Origin of the sequence: Streptomyces sp. NPDC093586 (assembly GCF_044764905.1) — a bacterium.
Lineage (GTDB): Bacteria > Actinomycetota > Actinomycetes > Streptomycetales > Streptomycetaceae > Streptomyces.
The window spans coordinates 107,276-126,418 of record NZ_JBIWJA010000019.1 but is presented as its reverse complement, the minus strand read 5'-3'; the positions used below and the strand labels follow the sequence as shown (position 1 = coordinate 126,418).

Here is a 19,143-nt window from a genome sequence, read left to right as displayed (position 1 = left end):
GCCGCGCTCCCGTAGCGTGTTCGCATGAGCATGAGCGGTGCGGGCAGGGCGAGTGGTGCGGGCAGGCCGAGCGGTGCGGGCGGTGCGCGGGAGCGGCTGGTCGTGATCGGCGGCGACGCCGCGGGGATGTCAGCGGCGTCGCAGGCGCGCCGGCTGAAGGGCCCGGACGAGCTGGAGATCGTCGCGTTCGAACGCGGCCACTTCAGCTCGTTCTCGGCGTGCGGCATCCCCTACTGGGTCGGCGGTGACGTCCCCGAACGGGACCGGCTGATCGCCCGTACGCCCGAGGAGCACCGTTCGCGCGGCATCGACCTGCGGATGCGCACCGAGGTGACGGAGATCGACGTCGACGGCGGGCGGGTGCGCGCGCGTGACGTCGATTCGGGCGCGGAGAGCTGGACGCCGTACGACAAGCTCGTGATCGCGACCGGCGCCCGCCCGATCCGCCCCGACATGCCGGGGGCCGACGCGCCCGGCGTGCACGGGGTGCAGTCCCTGGACGACGGGCAGGCGCTGCTCGACACGCTGGCCCGCACGCGGGGCCGGCACGCGGTGGTCGTCGGGGCCGGGTACATCGGCGTGGAGATGGCCGAGGCGCTCATCAACCGCGGTTACGAGGTGACGGTCGTCAACCGCGGCCGGGAACCGATGTCCACGCTCGACCCGGACATGGGCCGGATGGTGCACGAGGCGCTGGAGGGCCTCGGCATCACCATGGTGAACGACGCCGAGGTCACCAAGGTGCTGACGGGGGACGACGGCCGGGTCCGGGCGGTGGCCACCGAGGACGCCGAGTACCCGGCGGACGTGGTGGTGCTCGGCATCGGCGTGCGCCCCGAGACCTCGCTCGCCGCCCGGGCCGGTCTGCCGCTCGGCGCCCACGGCGGGCTGCTGACCGACCTGGCGATGCGCGTGCGCGGGCACGAGAACATCTGGGCCGGCGGCGACTGCGTGGAGGTGCTCGACCTGGTCTCCGGTCAGGAGCGGCACATTCCGCTGGGCACGCACGCCAACAAGCACGGGCAGGTCATCGGCACCAACGCGGGCGGCGGTTACGCCACGTTCCCGGGTGTGGTCGGCACGGCGGTCAGCAAGGTCTGCGACCTGGAGATCGCGCGGACCGGGCTGCGCGAGAAGGACGCGCTGCGGGCGGGGCTGCGGTTCGTGTCGGTCACCGTCGAGTCGACCAGCCGCGCCGGGTACTACCCGGGCGCCTCCCCCATGACGGTGAAGATGCTCGCCGAGCGGCGCACCGGACGGCTGCTCGGTGTGCAGATCGTCGGTCGTGAGGGCGCGGGCAAGCGGGTCGACATCGCCGCGGTGGCCCTCACGGCCGGGATGACGGTGGAGCGGATGACCGCCCTGGACCTGGGGTACGCGCCGCCGTTCTCCCCGGTGTGGGACCCGGTGCTGGTGGCGGCCCGCAAGGCGGCGCGGGCGGTGGAGGAGCGGCGCTGAGGACCGCCTGCCCTCACCGTGCCGCCGCTCCGTTCGCCCACCGCCCGGTCCTCGCGTCGCCCCGCGTCCCGCCTTTCCCGGACCGCGGGCGGTCGAGAGGACCCACTCACCCACGGACGGGGGCGTTCAGGGGACGTGCCGATTCATCGGCCGCCAGGCGGGCAGTAGTGTCCCGTGGTCATCCCCGTCCATGACGTGAACCCGGCGCGCCGCACGCCCTGGGTGACGTATGCCCTGATCCTCGCGAACGTCCTGGTGTTCCTGTTCACCCCCGGCATGACCGGTTCCGTGACGGGCGAGGGCAGTCTCGCGCAGATGTGCCATCTCCAGGCGTTCCTGGACCACTACGCGGCGGTGCCCCAGGAGTTGCTGCAGCACCGGTTGCCCCGGCTGGTGCCGACCGGCGAGACCGGGGTGGGCCCGCGGGGGCCGGGGTGTGTGATCGGTCCGCCGGACTACGACAAGTCGCCCGAGCTGAGCGTCCTGACGGCGATGTTCCTGCACGGCGGCTGGCCGCACCTGCTGGGCAACATGCTCTTCCTGTGGATCTTCGGCAACAACGTCGAGGACCGCATGGGCCATCTGCGCTACCTGCTGTTCTACGGCGTGTGCGGCTACGCGTCCGCGTACGGATTCGCCCTCACGAACCCCTCCTCCACCACCCCCCTGATCGGCGCCTCCGGGGCGATCGCCGGCGTCCTCGGCGCGTACCTGGTGCTGTACCCGAGGGCCCGCGTCTGGGTCCTCGTCCCCTTCCTGATCTTCCTGCCCCTGCGCCTGCCGGCCTGGATCGTGCTGGGCCTGTGGTTCGTCCTCCAGGCGTTCTACTCCGCCGGCCAGGGCGTCTCCGACGCCGGCACCGTCGCCTACATGGCCCACGTCGTCGGCTTCGCGGCCGGCATGCTCCTCGCCTGGCCCCTCAAACCCGGCACTCCCCCACCCCCGGAGCCGCGCGGCATCCTCTTCGGACGGCGGGCCCGGCGGGCCCCGTAGGAGCCTTCCGGGTAAGCGGCAACACGGAGAACGATCGAGAAAGTTCGCAATTGCACTGATGCAATCCGACATCGGTCCGCCGTTCATTGAGCGATTCAACCATCCGCATGCCTTGCCAGCACTTTGCCTCTATGGCAGGGCTTACGCTGGCCAGAGGCCGAGTTGCCTGATGGGCCAACAGCTGATGACGGAAGCCCATGAGGGCTTCTTGAAGCCCGGCGCGGGAGGCCCGGCGAGGAACACCGCCGCCCACGATCCCGCCTTCGCGCGTTTCCCCTCACTACGTGAAGAGCCCACCCTCTATGGACGATGTCCCGTAAATGCTCCGGGACATGCCGGTTGACCTGCTCGTTTGCCTGTCATCCGGTAACCGACTCCAACACGTCGGACCAGCAACCGACTTCAGTCATGCCCTCCACGCCGGGACAACGACAATCGCCAGCTCAGGAGACGATCCGCTGCTGGAGTATCAGTTCCGTACTTCGCGGGTGACTGGAACGGCTGTTTGTGACTGAGCACTTCAGACGGCCACTACGCAGCCCACTTGGCCACTCGGACGCTCAGCTCGCACCATCAGGACATTGAGCGTGAGACTGGGCACGGACTCTGATAACCTGCGATCTTCGCCGGTCGCCCGGGCGGAGTCCCCCGGCAGGTCTTCATGTCTTGCTCCGAGCAGCTCATGACAGTTCTCGATGTCCTGGATCGCACCTTCGCCTCAGAAGAGCCCTTCCTCGTCGCAGGGTGCACGTACTGCTACGCCGAGCAGGACCTCGCCGAACTCTCCGGGCCGCTGCACCTCGTACCCGACAACCTGGTGTCCTCGGTCGCCGCAGAGGTACCCGATCATTGGGACGACTTCCCGCGTCTCTACCGCCGCCTCGTCCCGCGCATCATCCGCCCCCTCGTCACCGGCCGGCTCCACGTCGACGAGGAGCTCATCGCCTCCCGTCTGGTTCAGGCGGGCTGGACCACCTGGGAGGCGCCCTTGACCGAGGCTCTTCGCGACGTCTGGTCCGCCTGGTGGCAGAGCACTCTGCACACCCATCCCAGCCCGGTGCCCGCCAGGGAAGCCCTCAGCGTCATCACCGTCGCCACCGACAGCCTGCGTCCTTGGCTGGACATATGGACCGCGACCCATACCCCGGCTGCCGATACGCACCTGGCAGACCTCGTTGACGACGTGATGTTCGAGTCCGAGATCACCGACCTACGCATGGGCTTCTACGGTGAGTACCACGCCACTGCCGAGCTGCTGGGCTGGCTTCTCACCGATGTACGCGACCGCGTCACCGACGCGCGTCTCGACGACCCCTTCTTCCCAGAACACCTCCGGACAACTGCTCAGCACCTCCAGCTGACCGGGTCCGCCACCAGCACGCTTCAAGACGTTGGTTCCAACGAATCGTCAGCTCAAGACCGCGGGGTGGGTAGCTCACGAAGCGGATCGCCGCCATCGACGAAGAGCCGGGTGTCTGCCTTGGTCGCCAGGGCAATGCGCCGGAGCGCCCGCTGACCAGCCTCGGGATGTCGCCCGTCGAGGGCACCGACACGAACGGCGAACACGAGGTCGTACGGCTCCTCGTGAGCCTGCAGGACGAAGTCTTCGGCGGCGACCTGGCGAACACTCATGCGCCCGGACTTGATCTCGTCTGCCGCGGCTGCTCGCGCCTGGGCGATGGCGGTAGCGGACCTGTCGATGGCCAGAATGTAACCAGTGTCCGGCCGGGCTGCCACCGCTCGTGCCGCCACCCCAGGCCCGCATCCGATTTCGAGGACACGGGTGTGCGGCTGGCGGGGAAGCGCGTTCACGATCGCAGCCGGACGAGGCGGCACACGCGTAGGCACGAGTGAGGGACAGCCACGATCGGCCGATGCGTACGTTTGGCAGGGGAACCTGCGACATTGCCCTATAGCTGTCCGTCACACCCGCATGGTTGCCGAGACGATGGCGCTCAAGGCGGATGGCGCCGAGATGCACGGCCTCGTAGATCCGCGCCCGGAGCACGGCGCTGGAAGAGGCATCCTTCGGGCCATAGGCTTCCAGAACGCGCTCCTCCCGTCCTGCTTTGCCGCCGCCATACGGATGGTCCAGTCTGCCGCCGGGTCGCCCCACAGGGTGCGGTCGAAGTCGAGTACGAGCCTGTCCGGGCCGACGATGGTGTCGTCGGCCCGGGTTCGTGTCTGAGCCCTGCCGGCCTGCCCGAGGGGGCGGAGTCCGCGTCAGGCTCGGAACGGGCCGCTGACCTCGTAGGTGATGCCGCCGGAGGAGCTGCCGGTGGTGCCGCGCTGACTGGAGAAGTACAGGCGTCTGCCGTCGGGAGAGAAGGCTGGGCCGCAGATCTCGGACGACGACTGGCCGATGATGCGCAAGAACGGTGCCACGACGCCTTCACGGGTGATCACGCAGATGTCCATGCTGCCGCCGTCCTCGGCGACGAAGAGGTCACCGCCCGTGGTGCCGGTGATGTTGTCGACCCCGGTCAGCGGGGGTGTGCCGTTGGTGACGAGGGAGTCGTCGTAGGCCAGTTCGTAGGTGCTGGAGTCGAGGTTGAGCTGCCAGAGCCGGTTGTCGCCCTTGGTGGTGAAGTAGGCCTTGTTGTTGGCGTAGTAGCAGCCTTCTCCGCCGCTGAAGCGCTTGGCGCCGGACACCTGATTGCGGGTGGCGGTGGACGAGCCGGAGGGGTCGGGCACATTCGCCCAGGTGAACGAGCCCGATGTCGAGGTGCCTGCTTTCAGGACCTGGAGTGTGCCGGAGGACAGGTTGCCCCAGGTAGAGGGCACGAAGCGATAGAGGCAGCCGTCTGGCTCGTCCTCCGTCAGGTAGATCACCTTGTGGATCGGGTCGGCGGCGGCCGCCTCGTGGTTGAAGCGGCCCATGGCGCTGTGGCGGACGGGGGACTTTGCGCCCCACGGGTCGGTCTCGTAGACGTAGCCGCGGCTGACCTCCTCGCAGGAGAGCCAGGTGTTCCATGGGGTCTTGCCACCTGCGCAGTTGCGGTTGGTGTTGGACAGGATGCGGTAGGCGGAGACGATCGAACCGGAGGAGTCGAACTTGACCGCGCTCGCGCCGCCGGTCGAGGCAACCTCCGAGTTGGAGACGTAGATCCAGCCGGTGCCGTCCGCGTAGCAGGCGCCGCCGTCGGGAGCCGGGTGCCAGGTGTAGGACGTGGAGCCGACCCGCTGGCCGGACCTCGCTATCACCCGGCTGGTGAATCCACTGGGCAGTTGGATGCCGTTGGCGTCTGCGGTTCCCAGCGGCCCGTACGGGCCGGCACCGGGCTGTGCGGGGGCCGCCGAGGCAGCCCCTTGCCAGAGGGTGAAGCTGAGGGCGGTGGTGGAGGTGCCTGCGACCACTGCACGCAGGAAATTGCGACGTTCCATTCGGCACTCCAAGGTCATTGGTGATGTCGGCGCATCACAGCGAGGACTGCGGACCGTTCCTCCGGCCCGGCTGACCGCACCGAAGGGAGGTCCGCCGGGACCGGCCGGGGCGAGGGATGGTCTTCGAACCGGCCTGGAGGCATCGGCTGGCCCGGAGCGGGGCGAGGCTCGAGGCCGGCCAGTGGGGGCTGTCGGCTCAGAGCGACGGCGTGTACAGAAGACGGTTGGGTGATCCGCTGGTGTTCGTCACCTTGCCGGTGGTGGCCTCGGACATCAGGGCGGAGGTGGTCTGGGCCGGGGAGGCGGAAGCGTTGCGGGACAGGTACAGCGCTGCCGCGCCGGTCACGTGCGGAGTGGCCATCGATGTTCCGGTCATCGTGGCGGTGCCGGTGTCGCTGCTGCTGCTGAGCGAGCGGACCGAGGAGCCGGGGGCGAATATGTCGACGCAGGAACCGTAGTTGGAACTCGACCACCGGGCGTCACTGCTCGTGGTGGCGGCCACTGTGATCGCCTCCGGCAACCGGGCCGGGGACTGCTCGCAGGCGCTGGTGTCGTTGTTGCCGGCGGAGACCGCGACCGTCACTCCGGCTCGGATCATGCCCTTCACCGCGTCGTCCTTGGCGAAGCTCGGGCTGCCGCCGATGCTGACGTTCGCCACGGCCGGGCGGTTCGCGTGTTGGGCCACCCAGTCGTATCCGGCGATGACGTCGGAACTGGTTCCGCTGTTCTCGCAGTTGAGGACGCGGACGGCAACCAGGGAGACCTCCTTGGCGACGCCATAGGTTCGGCTGCCCACGGTCCCGGCGACGTGAGTGCCATGCCCATGACAATCACTGGCGGAGGAGTCGTTGTCCACGAAGTCGTAGCCGTAGGAGGCCCGGCCGCCGAAGTCCTGATGGCTGATCCGGATACCGGAGTCGATGATGTACGCGGTCACACCGCTGCCCGTCCTCGCGTACGAGTAGGTGGTGCTCAGAGGCAGCGAGCGCTGGTCCACCCGGTCCAGACCCCAGGCCGCGTCGTTCTGTGTGGTGTCGCCGTGGACGAGGCGGTCCTGCTCCACGTATGCGACGGCCGGATCGGCGGCCAGACGCTGTGCCTGGTCCGTGGCGGCACTCAGCGTGAAGCCGTCCAGTGCTGTGCTGAACTTCCGGTGCGCCTTTCCTCCGTAGCGCTGGGTCAGCGCGTGGGCGATGGTGGTGACCTGCTGGTGTCCACGGTCGTGGGCGGAATCCTCGAGGACGACGATGTATCTGCCGTCGATCCCGTCCGGTGCGTTCCCCGCGCGTATCTCCCCATGAACTATGGGCGCTGACGCAGCGTTGGGGATCACGACCGCGGTGATGGCGAGCACCGCGCACGCGGCGACGGCGGCTCTGGTCCATGTCATGGCACTGCCTCCATCCAGGGTGTCGGCCACGGGGACGGCCGGCGTTGAGGGGCGGCCGTAGTTCTAGCAGGAGGGAGCCGGACCGGACGGCACCTCCGTGCCCGTGGCACCCCTGTGCCACGGACGCACCGCTCGGTCGTGAGCGCGCACCTTCGCCGAGCGTGCCTGCTGTTCACGCCTGCCGGCTCACAGCCATCCCCGCTCGCGCGCCCGCAGCGCCAACTGGAAGCGGGACGTGGCCCCGGCCTTGGCCATCAAAAGCTCCAGCCGCCGGTAGAAAGTCCGCCTGCTGATGCCGATCTCCCGAACGATGTGGACGTCGCTCACCCCCGCCGCCAGAAGAGTGAGGATGCGTCGTTCCACGGGGTGCAGCGCGGTGGCCGGGACGAGCCCCATGCCGCGGTGCGGCAGCGGCAGGGCCCGCTCCCAGACGGACTCGAACAGGGCGGACAGCGCTGACAGCAGCCCACCGGACCGGACCAGCAGCAGCGCGAGGTTGACATCGGCCTCCGCCAGAGACGAAGACACCAGCGCCAGGTCGTCATCCACCAGTGTCAATTTCACCGGCACCACCTCGACGAAGCGCGCCTGCTCACCGGATTCCAGGCAGGGCTCGACATTGGCCGTGAAGTTCCCGGCGTGCTCCAAGGAGGCCCGCGAGTACACGGTGCGGTGGGCGACCCCACGGGCAAGCAACGCGACCGTCTGATCCGTCCCCAGGCGGGCGGGGCGGAAGTAGGGCGGCGAGTCGAGCATCCGGATTTCCCTGCGAGCCCCGTTCAGCGCCTCGTTGATCCGGTGCTCGATGGCATCTGCACCGGTGACGCACTCGACCGCCGATCCCGCTGCCGCACTCAGCTTTTGCCGCCGGAACCCCTGATACGCCCCGCAGGCCGCCAACCGCGCCCGGTCCACCTCGGCGGTGCGCAGCCGCGCGAGGATCTCCAGGCTGGTTGCCGGAGGCATCGGTACTATCGGGCCACCAACGCTGCCAGGAGCCTCCACCAGCCCGAGCGTCACCAGCCCTTCGCATGCCGACGCAAGCCGCTCGCCGTCCTTGTCGCCGTCGAACAACCCCGCCCGGGCATCCAGCGGCTCCGGCGGACGCGTCAGCAACTCGGCGTAGAGAGCAGCCTCGTCGGATGACAGTCCGAGGACGGTGAGCTGGCTCGGCAGGGAACGCGGGTCACGCGGCATTCGCGGCACCATAGTGCCATCGACATGGCTGTGTCACCGGCGCCGCAGGACGCTCGGTTCAGCTTCTGCGAGGGTGTGGGCTTTACGGCTGACGCGGGTGGCACCCGCGGGCAAGGTTGCGGCCGGCCGCGCCCATCGGGCGGATCACCCGCAGGGCACAGTTCGGGAGTCAGTCATGCGTGCGGCCGCCATGTCGGCTCAGGAGAGGTGTTTCAGGGGCGCGAAGACCATCGAGTTCACAGGGCGACAGCGCGCCACGATCACCTTGGCCATCCCATGCATCGGGTGTGAAACTGGTGCCAAAAGGGGAAATGAGTCGATCTTGGCGAGGAGAACGGTTCGGCTATGCCGTGCGCCCCCGGCTCCCGATGTCCGAGGCAAACAGGAGGCACACAGACTGATGGGGGGCTCTATCGCCAGAGAGCGCGGCTTCGGTCGATCTGCCGCGAGGCGGTCGCGGTGGGGACGATGCCGGAGACCCACCCTGTGGCGCCTGCCTCGAGCGCGCTCAGGCCGGTGGCCGCGTTGATCGCATGGCGTGCCAGGTCGTTGCACGGGTGGCCGCTGAGCGTGTCGTGCAGGCCGCCGTCCGCGGTGAAGCCCGCCTCGTGCAGCGCTCCGGATACGTGACCGAAGGTGCCCCACCTGCGTCCGCCGGCGATGTCCAGGCCGGCCCGGTTGTCGTCGAGATCGGCATACAGCAGCTCGATCTGGTCGGGGTTCTTGAACACGGTCACCGCGGGCTGCTCGGGGGTGCACAGTTCGAGGAGAACACAGTGGCCGGCGCCGATCAGGCCGGTGCCGCCGCTGGTCTCGATCACGGTGCTCCACGCTGGTTCGATGGGGCCCGCCACGAGGAGGATCCCGTCTTCCTCGTCCCCTTCCTGATCTTCCTGCCCCTGCGCCTGCCGGCCTGGATCGTGCTGGGCCTGTGGTTCGTCCTCCAGGCGTTCTACTCCGCCGGCCAGGGCGTCTCCGACGCCGGCACCGTCGCCTACATGGCCCACGTCGTCGGCTTCGCGGCCGGCATGCTCCTCGCCTGGCCCCTCAAACCCGGCACTCCCCCACCCCCGGAGCCGCGCGGCGTCCTCTTCGGACGGCGGGCCCCGTAGGGGCGCTGTGTCAGCGGGAGGCCGTCTGCTTGCGGATGCCCGGACCGGCCAGCAGCGCGTACAGCGCGGCCGAGACGAGCATGCCGACGGGCACGGAGAGGTCGAGGTCGCCGAGGGCGGCGCCGAGCGGTCCGATCCAGGCGGTGGTCGAGAGGAACAGGGCGGTGGCGACCGCGCCGGCGACGACGGAGATCAGGCCGGGGCCGCCGAAGCCGCCGGTGTACCAGAACTTCCCGCCGGGGCGCTCGTCGAACAGGTCGCGTCCGTCGTAGCGATTGCGGCGAAGCGCGATGTCGGCCACGTACACGGCCATCGTGGGGGCGGAGATCACGAGCAGGAACTGGAGCATCAGGTTGATCGCGTCGATCAGGCTCGACGACAGCACGAGGACGATCGTGAAGGCCGTGCCGAGCACGCCGATGAGGATCGCCGAGGGTATCCGCCGGATCGGCACGCCGATGGACTGCAGCGCCATGCTGGCGGTGTACGTGGTCATGCCGTTGAGCGCGATCGTGTTCACGATGACCCCGAGGACGAAGACCGGGGCGAGCCAGGACGGCAGCTTCTCCAGCAGCGAGTACTCGATGCCGCTCTCGAGGCTCTCGGCCCCCACGGTGCCGCCGAGGACGATCCCGAACGCGGTGATGGGCATGCCGGGGAACAGATTGCCCAGGGTGGTGGCGCCGATGATGCGCGACGGCTTCGTGTCACGCGGCAGGTAGCGGGCCATGTCGGCGCTGTTGCTGAACGAGAGCGGGGAGGAGGAGAGCAGCGCGAAGGCGATCGTGAGGCTGGACCACAGCGGCAGGCCGCTCAGCGGCTCGGGCTGTGCGAAGCCCCAGTCGATCGAGGGGGCGATGAACCCCAGGACCGCGGCGAAGATCACGGACAGCGCGATCGCGATGCCCATGTAGGCGCGCAGGATCAGGCCGTGCCCGTAGATGGCGACGAGCACGGTGATCGCGGCGGTGACGACGGCGACGAGGATGAGCGCGGCCGTGCGGTCGGGAAAGCCCCACCGCATGAGGAGCTCGGCGCCCATGAAGGCGGCGGCGACCCAGTTCAGGGCGAGGAACACGCCGGAGATGAACCACCCGTAGAAGGCGACCACGATCTTGTTGCCGCGGATGCCGTAGATCGCGCGCTGGATCACCGAGCCGGAGGTGCCGGCCGCGGGACCGGAGATCGCCACGATGCCGGGCAGGGCCGCCAGGACCGAGGAGGCGAGCAGCACGAGCAGCCCCTGCCAGATCTCGAGGCCGAGGACGATCGTCAACGACGCCCCCACGGTGAGGTTCAGCACACTGACGTTGGGCGCCGACCAGACGAAGAAGAGGTCGCGCGCCTTCCCGTGCCGCTCGCCGTCCTCGACGATCTCGATGCCGCGGGTTTCGGGGGCGGTCGCCGTGTCGAGGAACTCGTGTCGGGGCGGGCTGGACTCCCGCTGCGGGTTGTCGGAAGCGGCAGATGTCTCGGACATGGTGTGCCTTCCAGCAAGATTCTCCGGTCCGCGCCGATGCGGGTGAGCGGGGACGCAGTGAATCGGGTGACAGGGATCCCGGGTGAGGTCGGGGGCCTCAGCGGTCGCTTCCCGCGGGTGCGCGGTAGGCGGCGTCGCCGTGGACGAGGGTGAGCAGGACGGAGGCGGACAGCAGGTCGTCGGCCGGCCGGGAGAGCGGATCGAGATCGAGCACCGCGGCGTTGGCGTAGAACCCGGGGGCGATGCGCCCGTACGCATCGTCGATCCGCCCGGCGAACGCCGCTCCGCTGGTGGCGGCGGCGAGCGCCTGCGCGGCGGTGAACGCGCGCTCGGGGTGGTACGGCGCCCGCTCGGGGTCGAGCGTCGAGCGGCCGGACATCGCGATGAACAGGTTGTGCAGCGCCTCGTGCGGCGCCGTGGGGGCGTCCGTGCCGAGCGCGAGCGGCACCTCGGCATCGCGGAACCAGTTCCACGGGAATCCGTCCTCGGCGCGCCGGTCGCCGAGGACGGCCGTCCAGTTGTCGAGGATCGCCGGATCGCAGTGCACCGGCTGCATCGAGGCGACGACGCCGTGCGCGCGCATCCGGGCGACCGTCTCCGGGGCCACCGACTCGAGGTGCTCGATACGGGGGCGGCGCGACGCGTCCGCGCCGTTCGCTTGTTCGCACGCGACGACGATGTCGACCGCGAGCGCGCTCGCCGCGTCGCCGATCGCGTGCATCGCGAGCTGCAGGCCCGCTCGGTCCGCGGCGATCGCGACCGGCATCACCGCTTCACGGTTCCAGATCGGATCCGCGTTCGTCCCGTCGGCGTAAGGACGCACCATGGCCGCGGTGCACGCGTCGATCACGCCGTCGAGGATGAGCTTGATGCCGGAGATCCGCAGCCACGGCGTGCCGTCGGCGGCGAACTCGTCGCGCAGCCGCACGGCCCGCTCCACCTGCGCGAGATCGGCGGCGGCGTCGCCGGTCGAACCGATCAGCCAATGCGCGGACACGGGGAACGGCAGACGGCCGTCCCGGTCCAGCAGACGGCGCAGTGCGGTCAGGGCGCTCTCACCCATCCCCATGTCCACGGCCCCGGTCACCCCGGCCTTGAGATAGGCATCGAACGCGCGTGCCAGGAACGCGTCATGCTCATGGTCCGTGGCGACGCTTTCGAGGTACGGCAGCACGAGGTCCAACGCCGCCGTCTCGAGGAGGAAACCGGTCGGCTCCCCGTGCGCATCGCGCACCACCTCGCCGCCGATCGGATCGGCGGTGTCGCGGTCGACGCCTACGGCCCGCAGCGCCGCCGAGTTCACCCACGTCGAATGCAGGTCGTTCGCGTCGAGGAACACCGGGATGTCGTCGATCACCGCGTCGATCATCGCCGCGGTCGGCTGCGAGACGCCCTCGGGCAGCGCGTCGAACAGCCAGCCCACCCCTTCGATCCGCACGGCGTCCGGGTTCTCGCGACGGGCCTCCAGGAGCCGCTGCTGGATCTGCTCGACGGTCGCACAATCGCGCAACTGCACCTTCCCCTGCGCGTGGCCGAACATCGACAGGTGCGCGTGCGCCTCGATCACTCCGGGCATCGCGAACGCCCCGCCGAGGTCCACCTCGGTGGCGTCCGCACCCGCCGCCGCCCGCACCTCGTCCGCGGAGCCGACGGCGAGGAACCGCTCGCCACGCACCGCGAAGGCCTCGTGGCGCGGACCGTCGACGAGCCCGTCGAAGACGACGGCGTTGACGTAGACAGTGCTCTCGGGCATGTGCGGATCCTCTTTGATCGAATGCGGACCGTTCCGATGCGAGTCGGTCGGGCGGCGGTTCTCGGTCACCGGAATGGGCAAGCGTCGGACGCTCACCACGAGGTGCGGGCGTGTGGTGCTCTTCGCGGAGTTGTCCGCCAGGACATCGGCGCGATGTGCGCCCGGATCGAGCACGACCGCCGCCGGGTTCGCCCAGCGCTGCCCCTCCGGGAACCTCATGTCGAGGACGCGGGTGACGGCCGGCTCCCCCGCGTTCGTGACGACCGCTATTGATTGGGTGGTCAACAGCCCGGCCGAAAGTAGTAGGGTGCCCGCACCATGTCAACAGTCGATCGACCACGTGCCCGCAGAAAGTCCCCGCAGGAACGGGCCGCCGATATCCTCGCCGCGGCGTACTCTCTCGCCGTCGAGGCCGGAATCGGTGCCTTGACGCTGCGTGCGGTGGCCGCCCGCGCGGGAGTCGCTCCCGCACTCGTCGCGCACTACATCGACAGCATGGACCGCCTCGTCGCCGACACCTTCCAACGGATCGTCGCCGACGAACGCCGGGAAGTGGCCGCCCTCGTCGCGTCGTCCGACAGCGCCGCGGCGAGCATGGACGCCCTCCTGGACACGATGATCGACCCGAGCCGGGACGACGTCACCCTGGTCTGGGTCGAAGCCTGGGCCCACGGCCTGCGCAACGAGGCCCTCGCGAACGCCGTCCGCACGGAGATGGACGCCTGGCAGGAACTGATTCTCGCCGTGATCCAGCGCGGCACGGCATCCGGCGAGTTCCATCCCCCCGACCCCGGCGCCGCCGCCTGGCAGATCCTGGGAATGGTCGACGGGCTGAACGCGCAGAGCCTCGTCCGCTGGGGCGACTCCCAGAGCCGCGGCTCCATGCTCCACGCCGCCGTCGCCGGCGTCCTCGGCACGAAGTGAGCCCCGGCCCGCGCCGGCTCGAGGCGGTCGGCACGACGGCGCCTGCATGCCGGTGAGCGTCAACTGCCGTACGGGCCGGTGGGTATGCTCCGGGTCGGACTGGTCGACGGCTTGGGGGGACCGATGACGGCGGGGGACGGCCCGGCGCTGGGCGAAGGCCGGATCAAGCATCTCGAGCTGATCCAGATGACCGTGGCCCGGATGGGCAACAACTCGTTCCTGATCAAGGGCTGGTCGCTGACGGTCACCGGCGCGCTGCTCGCGTTCGCCGTCCGCACCGAGGACCGGGCCCTCGCGCTGGTCAGTCTGGTGCCGGTCCTGGCGTTCTGGCTCCTGGACGGCTACTTCATGTACCGCGAACGCCTGTACCGGCGCCTGTACGACCGGGTGCGGCGTCCGGAGGTGGCGGTGGAGCCGTTCGCGATGGACGTGGACGCGGGCCGCGAACGCGCGGGGGCGGTGAAGGCGGCGTTCTCGCCCACCCCGGTCTGCTTCTACGGGGGACTCTTCCTCGCCCAGGTCGTCGCCCTGCTGTTCGCCGCCTGACCCACGGGCGCGTCACGGGCTCCGGGCGCCCGGCCGGACGTGCGTGACGGCCCGTCATCCGCGCGCGGCGCCCGCCGCCGGCCCCGTCGGGCCGGGACGCGCGCCGCGCGGGTGGTGCGTGGGGTCAGCGGGCGGTCCGGGTGTGGACGTACTCCACGAGCCGGGTCAGCGCGTCCGGCTCGGTGGACGGCAGGACGCCGTGACCGAGGTTGAAGACGTGGCCCTCCAGGCCCGCCGCCGCGTCGAGGACCTCGTCGGCCTTGGCCTCGACCGCCTGCGGGGAGGAGAAGAGGACGGCGGGGTCCAGGTTCCCCTGGAGCGCCTTGCCGGGGCCGACGCGGCGGGCGGCCTCGTCCAGCGGGACGCGCCAGTCGACGCCGACGACGTCCGCACCGGCCGCACCCATGTCGCCGAGGAGCTCGCCGGTGCCCACACCGAAGTGGATGCGCGGCACGCCGTACCCGGCGACGGCCTCGAAGACCTTGCGGGAGGCGGGCTGCACGAAGCGGCGGTAGTCCGCGGGGGCGAGGGCGCCGACCCAGGAGTCGAAGAGCTGGACGGCGCTCGCGCCCGCCTCGATCTGCACCGTGAGGAAGGCGGCCGTGATGTCGGCGAGCCGGTCCAGCAGGTCGGCCCACAGCTGCGGGTCGCCGTACATGAGCGCCTTGGTGTGCTCGTGGTTGCGGGACGGGCCGCCCTCCACGAGGTAGCTCGCGAGGGTGAACGGGGCGCCCGCGAAGCCGATCAGCGGGGTCGCGCCGAGCTCCCGGGTGAGCAGGCCGTACGCCTCGGTGACGTAGGAGACGTCCTCGGGGGTCAGGTCGCGCAGCCGCTCCAGGTCCTCGCGGGTGCGGATCGGCTTCTCGATCACCGGGCCGACACCCGGCTTGATGTCGAGGTCGATGCCGATGGCCTTGAGCGGGACGACGATGTCGCTGAAGTAGATCGCCGCGTCCACGCCGTGCCGGCGCACGGGCTGGAGGGTGATCTCGGCGACCAGTTCCGGCCGCATGCAGGACTCGAGCATCGGGATGCCCTCGCGCACCTTGAGGTACTCCGGCAGCGAGCGCCCGGCCTGCCGCATGAACCACACGGGCGTGTGCGGCACCGGCTCACGCCGGCACGCCTTGAGGAAAGCGGAGTCGTACGTGGCGGTCGGCTGCTTGCCCGCGGGGCTCTGGTTGGCACTCACAGCGGCAAGTCTCGCATGCCCCCGGGACCGCCCCGGCTCTCGGGTGCGGGCACGCCGGGCCGGGGCGCGCACACCCGCACCGGGGGCCCGGCGCGCCCCCGCGGGACCGCGGGATCCGGACATCGCGCCCGCACGCGGGTGTCCCTCCCTGCGCCGGGACGCCGTTCCGCTTAATCTTCCCCGCATGGCTGCGGCTCAGGGACGACTGTCGGACGACGCTGGCGGAATGGACGAACCGAAGGACACCAAGGAGGGCGGGCGGCAACCGGGCGGTGCGGCACCGCCGCCGTTCACGGCCGCCGTCGACGCGCTCCAGACCGCGCGGCTGCGGCCGCAGGTCGAGGTGGAGCCGACCCGTGCGCCGCAGCGCCTCGCGCCGTACGCGTACGCGCTGGAGGCCGCGGTCGTCGACGGCGACGAGGACCTGGCCGACGGGCGTCTGGTGCTGCTGCACGATCCGGCCGGGCACGACGCCTGGCGGGGCACCTTCCGGCTGGTCACCCTGGTGCGCGCCGAACTGGAGCCGGAGATGGCCGCGGACCCGCTGCTGCCGGAGGTGTGCTGGTCCTGGCTCACGGGCGCCCTCCAGGCACGCGGCCTGGCCTACGGCGAGCCCAGCGGCACCGTCACGCGGGCGAGTTCGCACTACTTCGGCGGGCTGTCGACGCGTCCGTCCGCCTCGCAGATCGAGATCCGCGCGTCCTGGACGCCCCGCGAGGGCCTGGGCGGGGTGCCTGACACCGCCGCCCACCTCGCGTCGTGGTGCGACCTGCTGGCCCAGGTCGCCGGACTGCCGCCGGCCGGTCCGGGCGACGCGTCGATCGTCACGCTGCCGCAGCGGCGCGGACCGCACTCCCGTTAGGCCCTGTCGTCAGACTCCCGTCCGCCCGGCGCCGCCCTGCACGCTCTCCCAGAGGGGGTGCCCCCACTCGCCGCACCGGCCCCTGACCCGAGTACGTCCCGTACGAGGGTCAGGGGCCGGCACTCCTCCAGCCTCCGGCCGGGGTGACCCCCGGAGCACGCACCTGACGCCGCCAGACCCGCCCTCCGGGCGGACGACGGGAGTTTGACGACAGGACCTGGGACCGCGATTCCGTCAGGACCGTGGTCCTGCCAGGAGCGTGGTCACGGTGGTCCCGTCAGGGCCGTGGCCCCGTCATCAGGACCGCACTGCCACCAGGAGCCGGCGCACGGCCGGTCACGCCGTGGACGCCCGCGCACCGAACCTTCGGTCACTTTGTCGATACGGCCACTTTCGGCCTCGTATCGACAGAGATTGAAACCGTTCGATCTTCGAATGATCGACCGCGTGTCCGAATTGCTCGGATTGTTACTCACCAGATCGTGATCATTCCCTAAAGGCGGACGGGTTCGTTGCCGAAGACGACTGTGACCTTGAAAGCACGGTTCGTCCCGGCTTCACCCCCCACGGAGCCGGTCCCGTCCCCACACCCCAGGAGGCCTGGTGTCCGTTCTCCTCGAGCAGCCCGCAAGCCTGGTCGCCTACCGCCCGAACAAGCCGACCGCCATGGTGGTCGTGGCCGACCCGCGCGTCCGTTCCACCGTCACCCGCCATCTCTGGGCGCTCGGTGTGCGCGACGTCATCGAGGCCTCGTCCGTCGCGGAGGCTCGTCCCCGCATCGGCAACCCCCGCGACATCTGCGTCGCGGACGTCCATCTCCCCGACGGCTCCGGCCTCACCCTGCTGTCCGAGACCCGCGCCGCGGGCTGGCCCAACGGGCTCGCCCTGTCCGCCGCCGACGACATCGGCGCCGTCCGCAACGCCCTCGCCGGCGGCGTCAAGGGCTACGTCGTCACCGGCACCCGCACCAACATCGGGCTCCCCACCCGGCCCGGTGCCGCACCCATCGGCGGCGCCGCCGCCCGACTGCACCGCCGCCCCCCGGGCGCCCCGAGCCACCCGGGCGGCTACCGCGAGCTCTCCGGCCGCGAGGTCGAGGTGCTGCGACTGGTCGCGGAGGGCCAGTCGAACAAGGCGATCGGCGTCTCCATGGGCCTGTCCGCCCTGACCGTCAAGAGCCACCTGGCCCGCATCGCCCGCAAGCTCGGCACGGGTGACCGCGCCGGCATGGTGGCGGTCGCCCTGCGGACCGGCATCATCCACTGACCGCCCCGATCCCCGCCCGCTCCCCGGCCGCATCCTCCATGAGCCCGAACTTTCACTGACCTGTCCGGTTTACGACCCCCCGGCGCCCGCCGACGGAACGTTCCGTCGGCGGGCGCCGCGCATACACCGATACCCTTGACCGGTGACCGACGCCCACGAAACCGCAGCAGACCATTCACTGCGAACCACCGGAGGCGCCCCTCCGGACGACGCCGGATCTTCTGTGAGTCAGGCGCCGACACCCTTGCTCGAACCGCGCGAGGGCGTTCCGCCGGTGATCGCCGACGCGGCCGCCCTCGCCGAGGTGACCGCCGCCTTCGCCGCCGGCAGCGGCCCCGTCGCCGTCGACGCCGAGCGCGCCTCCGGCTACCGCTACGGCCAGCGCGCCTACCTGGTGCAGCTGCGCCGCCAGGGCGCGGGCACCGCGCTCATCGACCCCGTGGCCTGCCCCGACCTGTCGGAGCTGGGCGCGGCGATCTCCGACGCCGAGTGGGTGCTGCACGCGGCCACCCAGGACCTGCCCTGCCTGCGGGACATAGGGATGGTCCCCACCCGCCTGTTCGACACCGAGCTGGCCGGGCGACTCGCCGGCTTCCCCCGGGTCGGCCTCGGCGCGATGGTCGAGAACGTACTGGGCTTCGTCCTGGAGAAGGGCCACTCGGCCGTCGACTGGTCGACCCGCCCGCTGCCCGAGCCGTGGCTGCGCTACGCCGCCCTCGACGTCGAGCTCCTCGTCGACCTGCGCGACGCGCTGGAGAAGGAGCTGGACCGGCAGGGCAAGCTGGAGTGGGCCCGGCAGGAGTTCGACGCGATCGCCTCGGCCCCGCCGGCCGAGCCCCGCAAGGAGCCGTGGCGCCGCACGTCCGGCATGCACAAGGTGCGCCGGCGCCGGCAGCTCGCCGTCGTCCGGGAGCTGTGGCAGGCCCGGGACCGGATCGCCCAGCGCCGGGACGTCTCCCCCGGCAAGGTGCTCGGGGACGCGGCCATCGTGGAGGCCGCGCTCGCCCTGCCGGCCAACGTGCACGCGCTCGGGGCGCTCGCCGGCTTCGGGCGGGTGAACCGCCGGCAGCTGGAGCAGTGGCAGGCCGCGGTCGACCGGGCCAAGGACCTCACGGAGTCGCAGCTGCCCCAGCCGGGCCAGCCGGTGACCGGTCCGCCGCCGCCGCGCGCCTGGGCCGACAAGGACCCGGCCGCCGCCGCCCGGCTGTCCGCGGCGCGGGCGGGCGTGACGGCGCTGGCCGAGGAACTGAACATGCCGCAGGAGAACCTGATCACCCCGGACACCGTGCGCAGGGTCTGCTGGGAGCCGCCGAAGCCTGCCGACCGGGACTCCGTGGCCGCGGCCCTCACCGCGCACGGCGCCCGGCCATGGCAGGTGGAGCAGGTGACGCCGGTCCTGGTGGCGGCCCTGGCCCAGGAGACGGAGCAGGCCTGACGGACGCGGCGGCGCGCGGGGCCGCTCCGACGGCACCCCACTCCTGCGGACGCCGACGCCGGCGTGTCATCGCCGGCCCGGGACGACTCACGGCGGTGCCGACGGGCCGCCCGTCGGCGACGAGCCGTGCCGCCCTCACCCCGTCGGCACC

Annotated in this window: 15 protein-coding genes and 2 pseudogenes; 9 read left to right on the top strand and 8 right to left on the bottom strand. The window is 70.9% G+C overall.

Annotated features, from left to right (window positions below; translation table 11 throughout):
- Positions 1-30: 30 nt before the first annotated feature.
- The 3 genes and pseudogenes from ACIRFH_RS20935 to ACIRFH_RS20925 all read left to right on the top strand — a co-directional run.
- Positions 31-1,458: an FAD-dependent oxidoreductase gene (locus ACIRFH_RS20935; RefSeq protein ID WP_403522818.1), complete on the top strand. Its 1,428-nt coding sequence runs from the start codon at positions 31-33 to the stop codon at positions 1,456-1,458.
- 174 nt (positions 1,459-1,632) lie between these two features.
- Positions 1,633-2,451: a rhomboid family intramembrane serine protease gene (locus ACIRFH_RS20930; protein ID WP_403522742.1), complete on the top strand. Its 819-nt coding sequence runs from the start codon at positions 1,633-1,635 to the stop codon at positions 2,449-2,451.
- 661 nt (positions 2,452-3,112) lie between these two features.
- Positions 3,113-3,799 (top strand): annotated as a pseudogene (locus ACIRFH_RS20925) (hypothetical protein); the annotation flags it as partial.
- Between the two features lie 65 nt (positions 3,800-3,864).
- On the opposite strand, the gene ACIRFH_RS20920 reads toward ACIRFH_RS20925, so the two are convergent.
- The 5 genes from ACIRFH_RS20920 to ACIRFH_RS20900 all read right to left on the bottom strand — a co-directional run bounded on the left by ACIRFH_RS20920 (position 3,865) and on the right by ACIRFH_RS20900 (position 9,243).
- Positions 3,865-4,263, bottom strand: coding sequence for a class I SAM-dependent methyltransferase (locus tag ACIRFH_RS20920; protein WP_403522740.1), 399 nt, complete (start codon positions 4,261-4,263; stop codon positions 3,865-3,867).
- A gap of 411 nt (positions 4,264-4,674) precedes the next feature.
- Complete coding sequence (locus ACIRFH_RS20915; protein WP_403522737.1) at positions 4,675-5,835, bottom strand: alkaline phosphatase PhoX; 1,161 nt, start codon at positions 5,833-5,835, stop codon at positions 4,675-4,677.
- Positions 5,836-6,031: 196 nt separating this feature from the next.
- Positions 6,032-7,225 carry a S8 family serine peptidase gene (locus tag ACIRFH_RS20910; protein WP_403522733.1) on the bottom strand — a complete coding sequence of 398 codons (1,194 nt, stop codon included), beginning with the start codon at positions 7,223-7,225 and terminating at the stop codon, positions 6,032-6,034.
- A gap of 186 nt (positions 7,226-7,411) precedes the next feature.
- Positions 7,412-8,422, bottom strand: a complete 1,011-nt coding sequence (locus ACIRFH_RS20905; RefSeq protein WP_403522730.1) for a LuxR family transcriptional regulator — start codon at positions 8,420-8,422, stop codon at positions 7,412-7,414.
- Between the two features lie 410 nt (positions 8,423-8,832).
- Positions 8,833-9,243 carry a hypothetical protein gene (locus ACIRFH_RS20900; RefSeq protein ID WP_403522727.1) on the bottom strand — a complete coding sequence of 137 codons (411 nt, stop codon included), beginning with the start codon at positions 9,241-9,243 and terminating at the stop codon, positions 8,833-8,835.
- Between the two features lie 51 nt (positions 9,244-9,294).
- Between ACIRFH_RS20900 and ACIRFH_RS20895 the strand changes: the two are divergent.
- A pseudogene (locus tag ACIRFH_RS20895) lies at positions 9,295-9,534 on the top strand (rhomboid family intramembrane serine protease); the annotation flags it as partial.
- A gap of 10 nt (positions 9,535-9,544) precedes the next feature.
- Here ACIRFH_RS20895 and ACIRFH_RS20890 read toward each other — a convergent pair.
- A complete protein-coding gene (locus ACIRFH_RS20890; protein WP_403522721.1) occupies positions 9,545-11,014 on the bottom strand; it encodes a purine-cytosine permease family protein in 1,470 nt (489 codons plus the stop codon).
- A 97-nt stretch (positions 11,015-11,111) separates the two neighbouring features.
- Positions 11,112-12,767, bottom strand: a complete 1,656-nt coding sequence (locus ACIRFH_RS20885; RefSeq protein ID WP_403522719.1) for an amidohydrolase — start codon at positions 12,765-12,767, stop codon at positions 11,112-11,114.
- A gap of 318 nt (positions 12,768-13,085) precedes the next feature.
- On the opposite strand from ACIRFH_RS20885, the gene ACIRFH_RS20880 reads away from it, so the two are divergent.
- Both ACIRFH_RS20880 and ACIRFH_RS20875 read left to right on the top strand, forming a co-directional pair.
- A complete protein-coding gene (locus ACIRFH_RS20880) occupies positions 13,086-13,691 on the top strand; it encodes a TetR/AcrR family transcriptional regulator (protein WP_403522716.1) in 606 nt (201 codons plus the stop codon).
- Positions 13,692-13,814: 123 nt separating this feature from the next.
- Entirely contained in the window at positions 13,815-14,237 is a 423-nt protein-coding gene (locus ACIRFH_RS20875; RefSeq protein ID WP_403522712.1) for a hypothetical protein, read from the top strand.
- A 124-nt stretch (positions 14,238-14,361) separates the two neighbouring features.
- On the opposite strand, the gene hemE is transcribed toward ACIRFH_RS20875, so the two are convergent.
- On the bottom strand, positions 14,362-15,429 hold the full coding sequence (gene hemE / locus ACIRFH_RS20870; RefSeq protein WP_403522709.1) for a uroporphyrinogen decarboxylase: 1,068 nt from the start codon (positions 15,427-15,429) through the stop codon (positions 14,362-14,364).
- A gap of 184 nt (positions 15,430-15,613) precedes the next feature.
- Here hemE and ACIRFH_RS20865 point away from each other — a divergent pair, with 184 nt between their 5' ends.
- From ACIRFH_RS20865 to ACIRFH_RS20855, 3 genes are all read left to right on the top strand, one after another.
- On the top strand, positions 15,614-16,291 hold the full coding sequence (locus ACIRFH_RS20865; protein ID WP_403522706.1) for a DUF3000 domain-containing protein: 678 nt from the start codon (positions 15,614-15,616) through the stop codon (positions 16,289-16,291).
- A 603-nt stretch (positions 16,292-16,894) separates the two neighbouring features.
- Positions 16,895-17,557 carry a response regulator transcription factor gene (locus ACIRFH_RS20860; RefSeq protein WP_077797935.1) on the top strand — a complete coding sequence of 221 codons (663 nt, stop codon included), beginning with the start codon at positions 16,895-16,897 and terminating at the stop codon, positions 17,555-17,557.
- Between the two features lie 142 nt (positions 17,558-17,699).
- Positions 17,700-18,992 (top strand): HRDC domain-containing protein, encoded by a 1,293-nt coding sequence (locus ACIRFH_RS20855; protein WP_403522703.1) that lies wholly within the window; start codon positions 17,700-17,702, stop codon positions 18,990-18,992.
- The last annotated feature ends 151 nt before the right edge of the window (positions 18,993-19,143 follow it).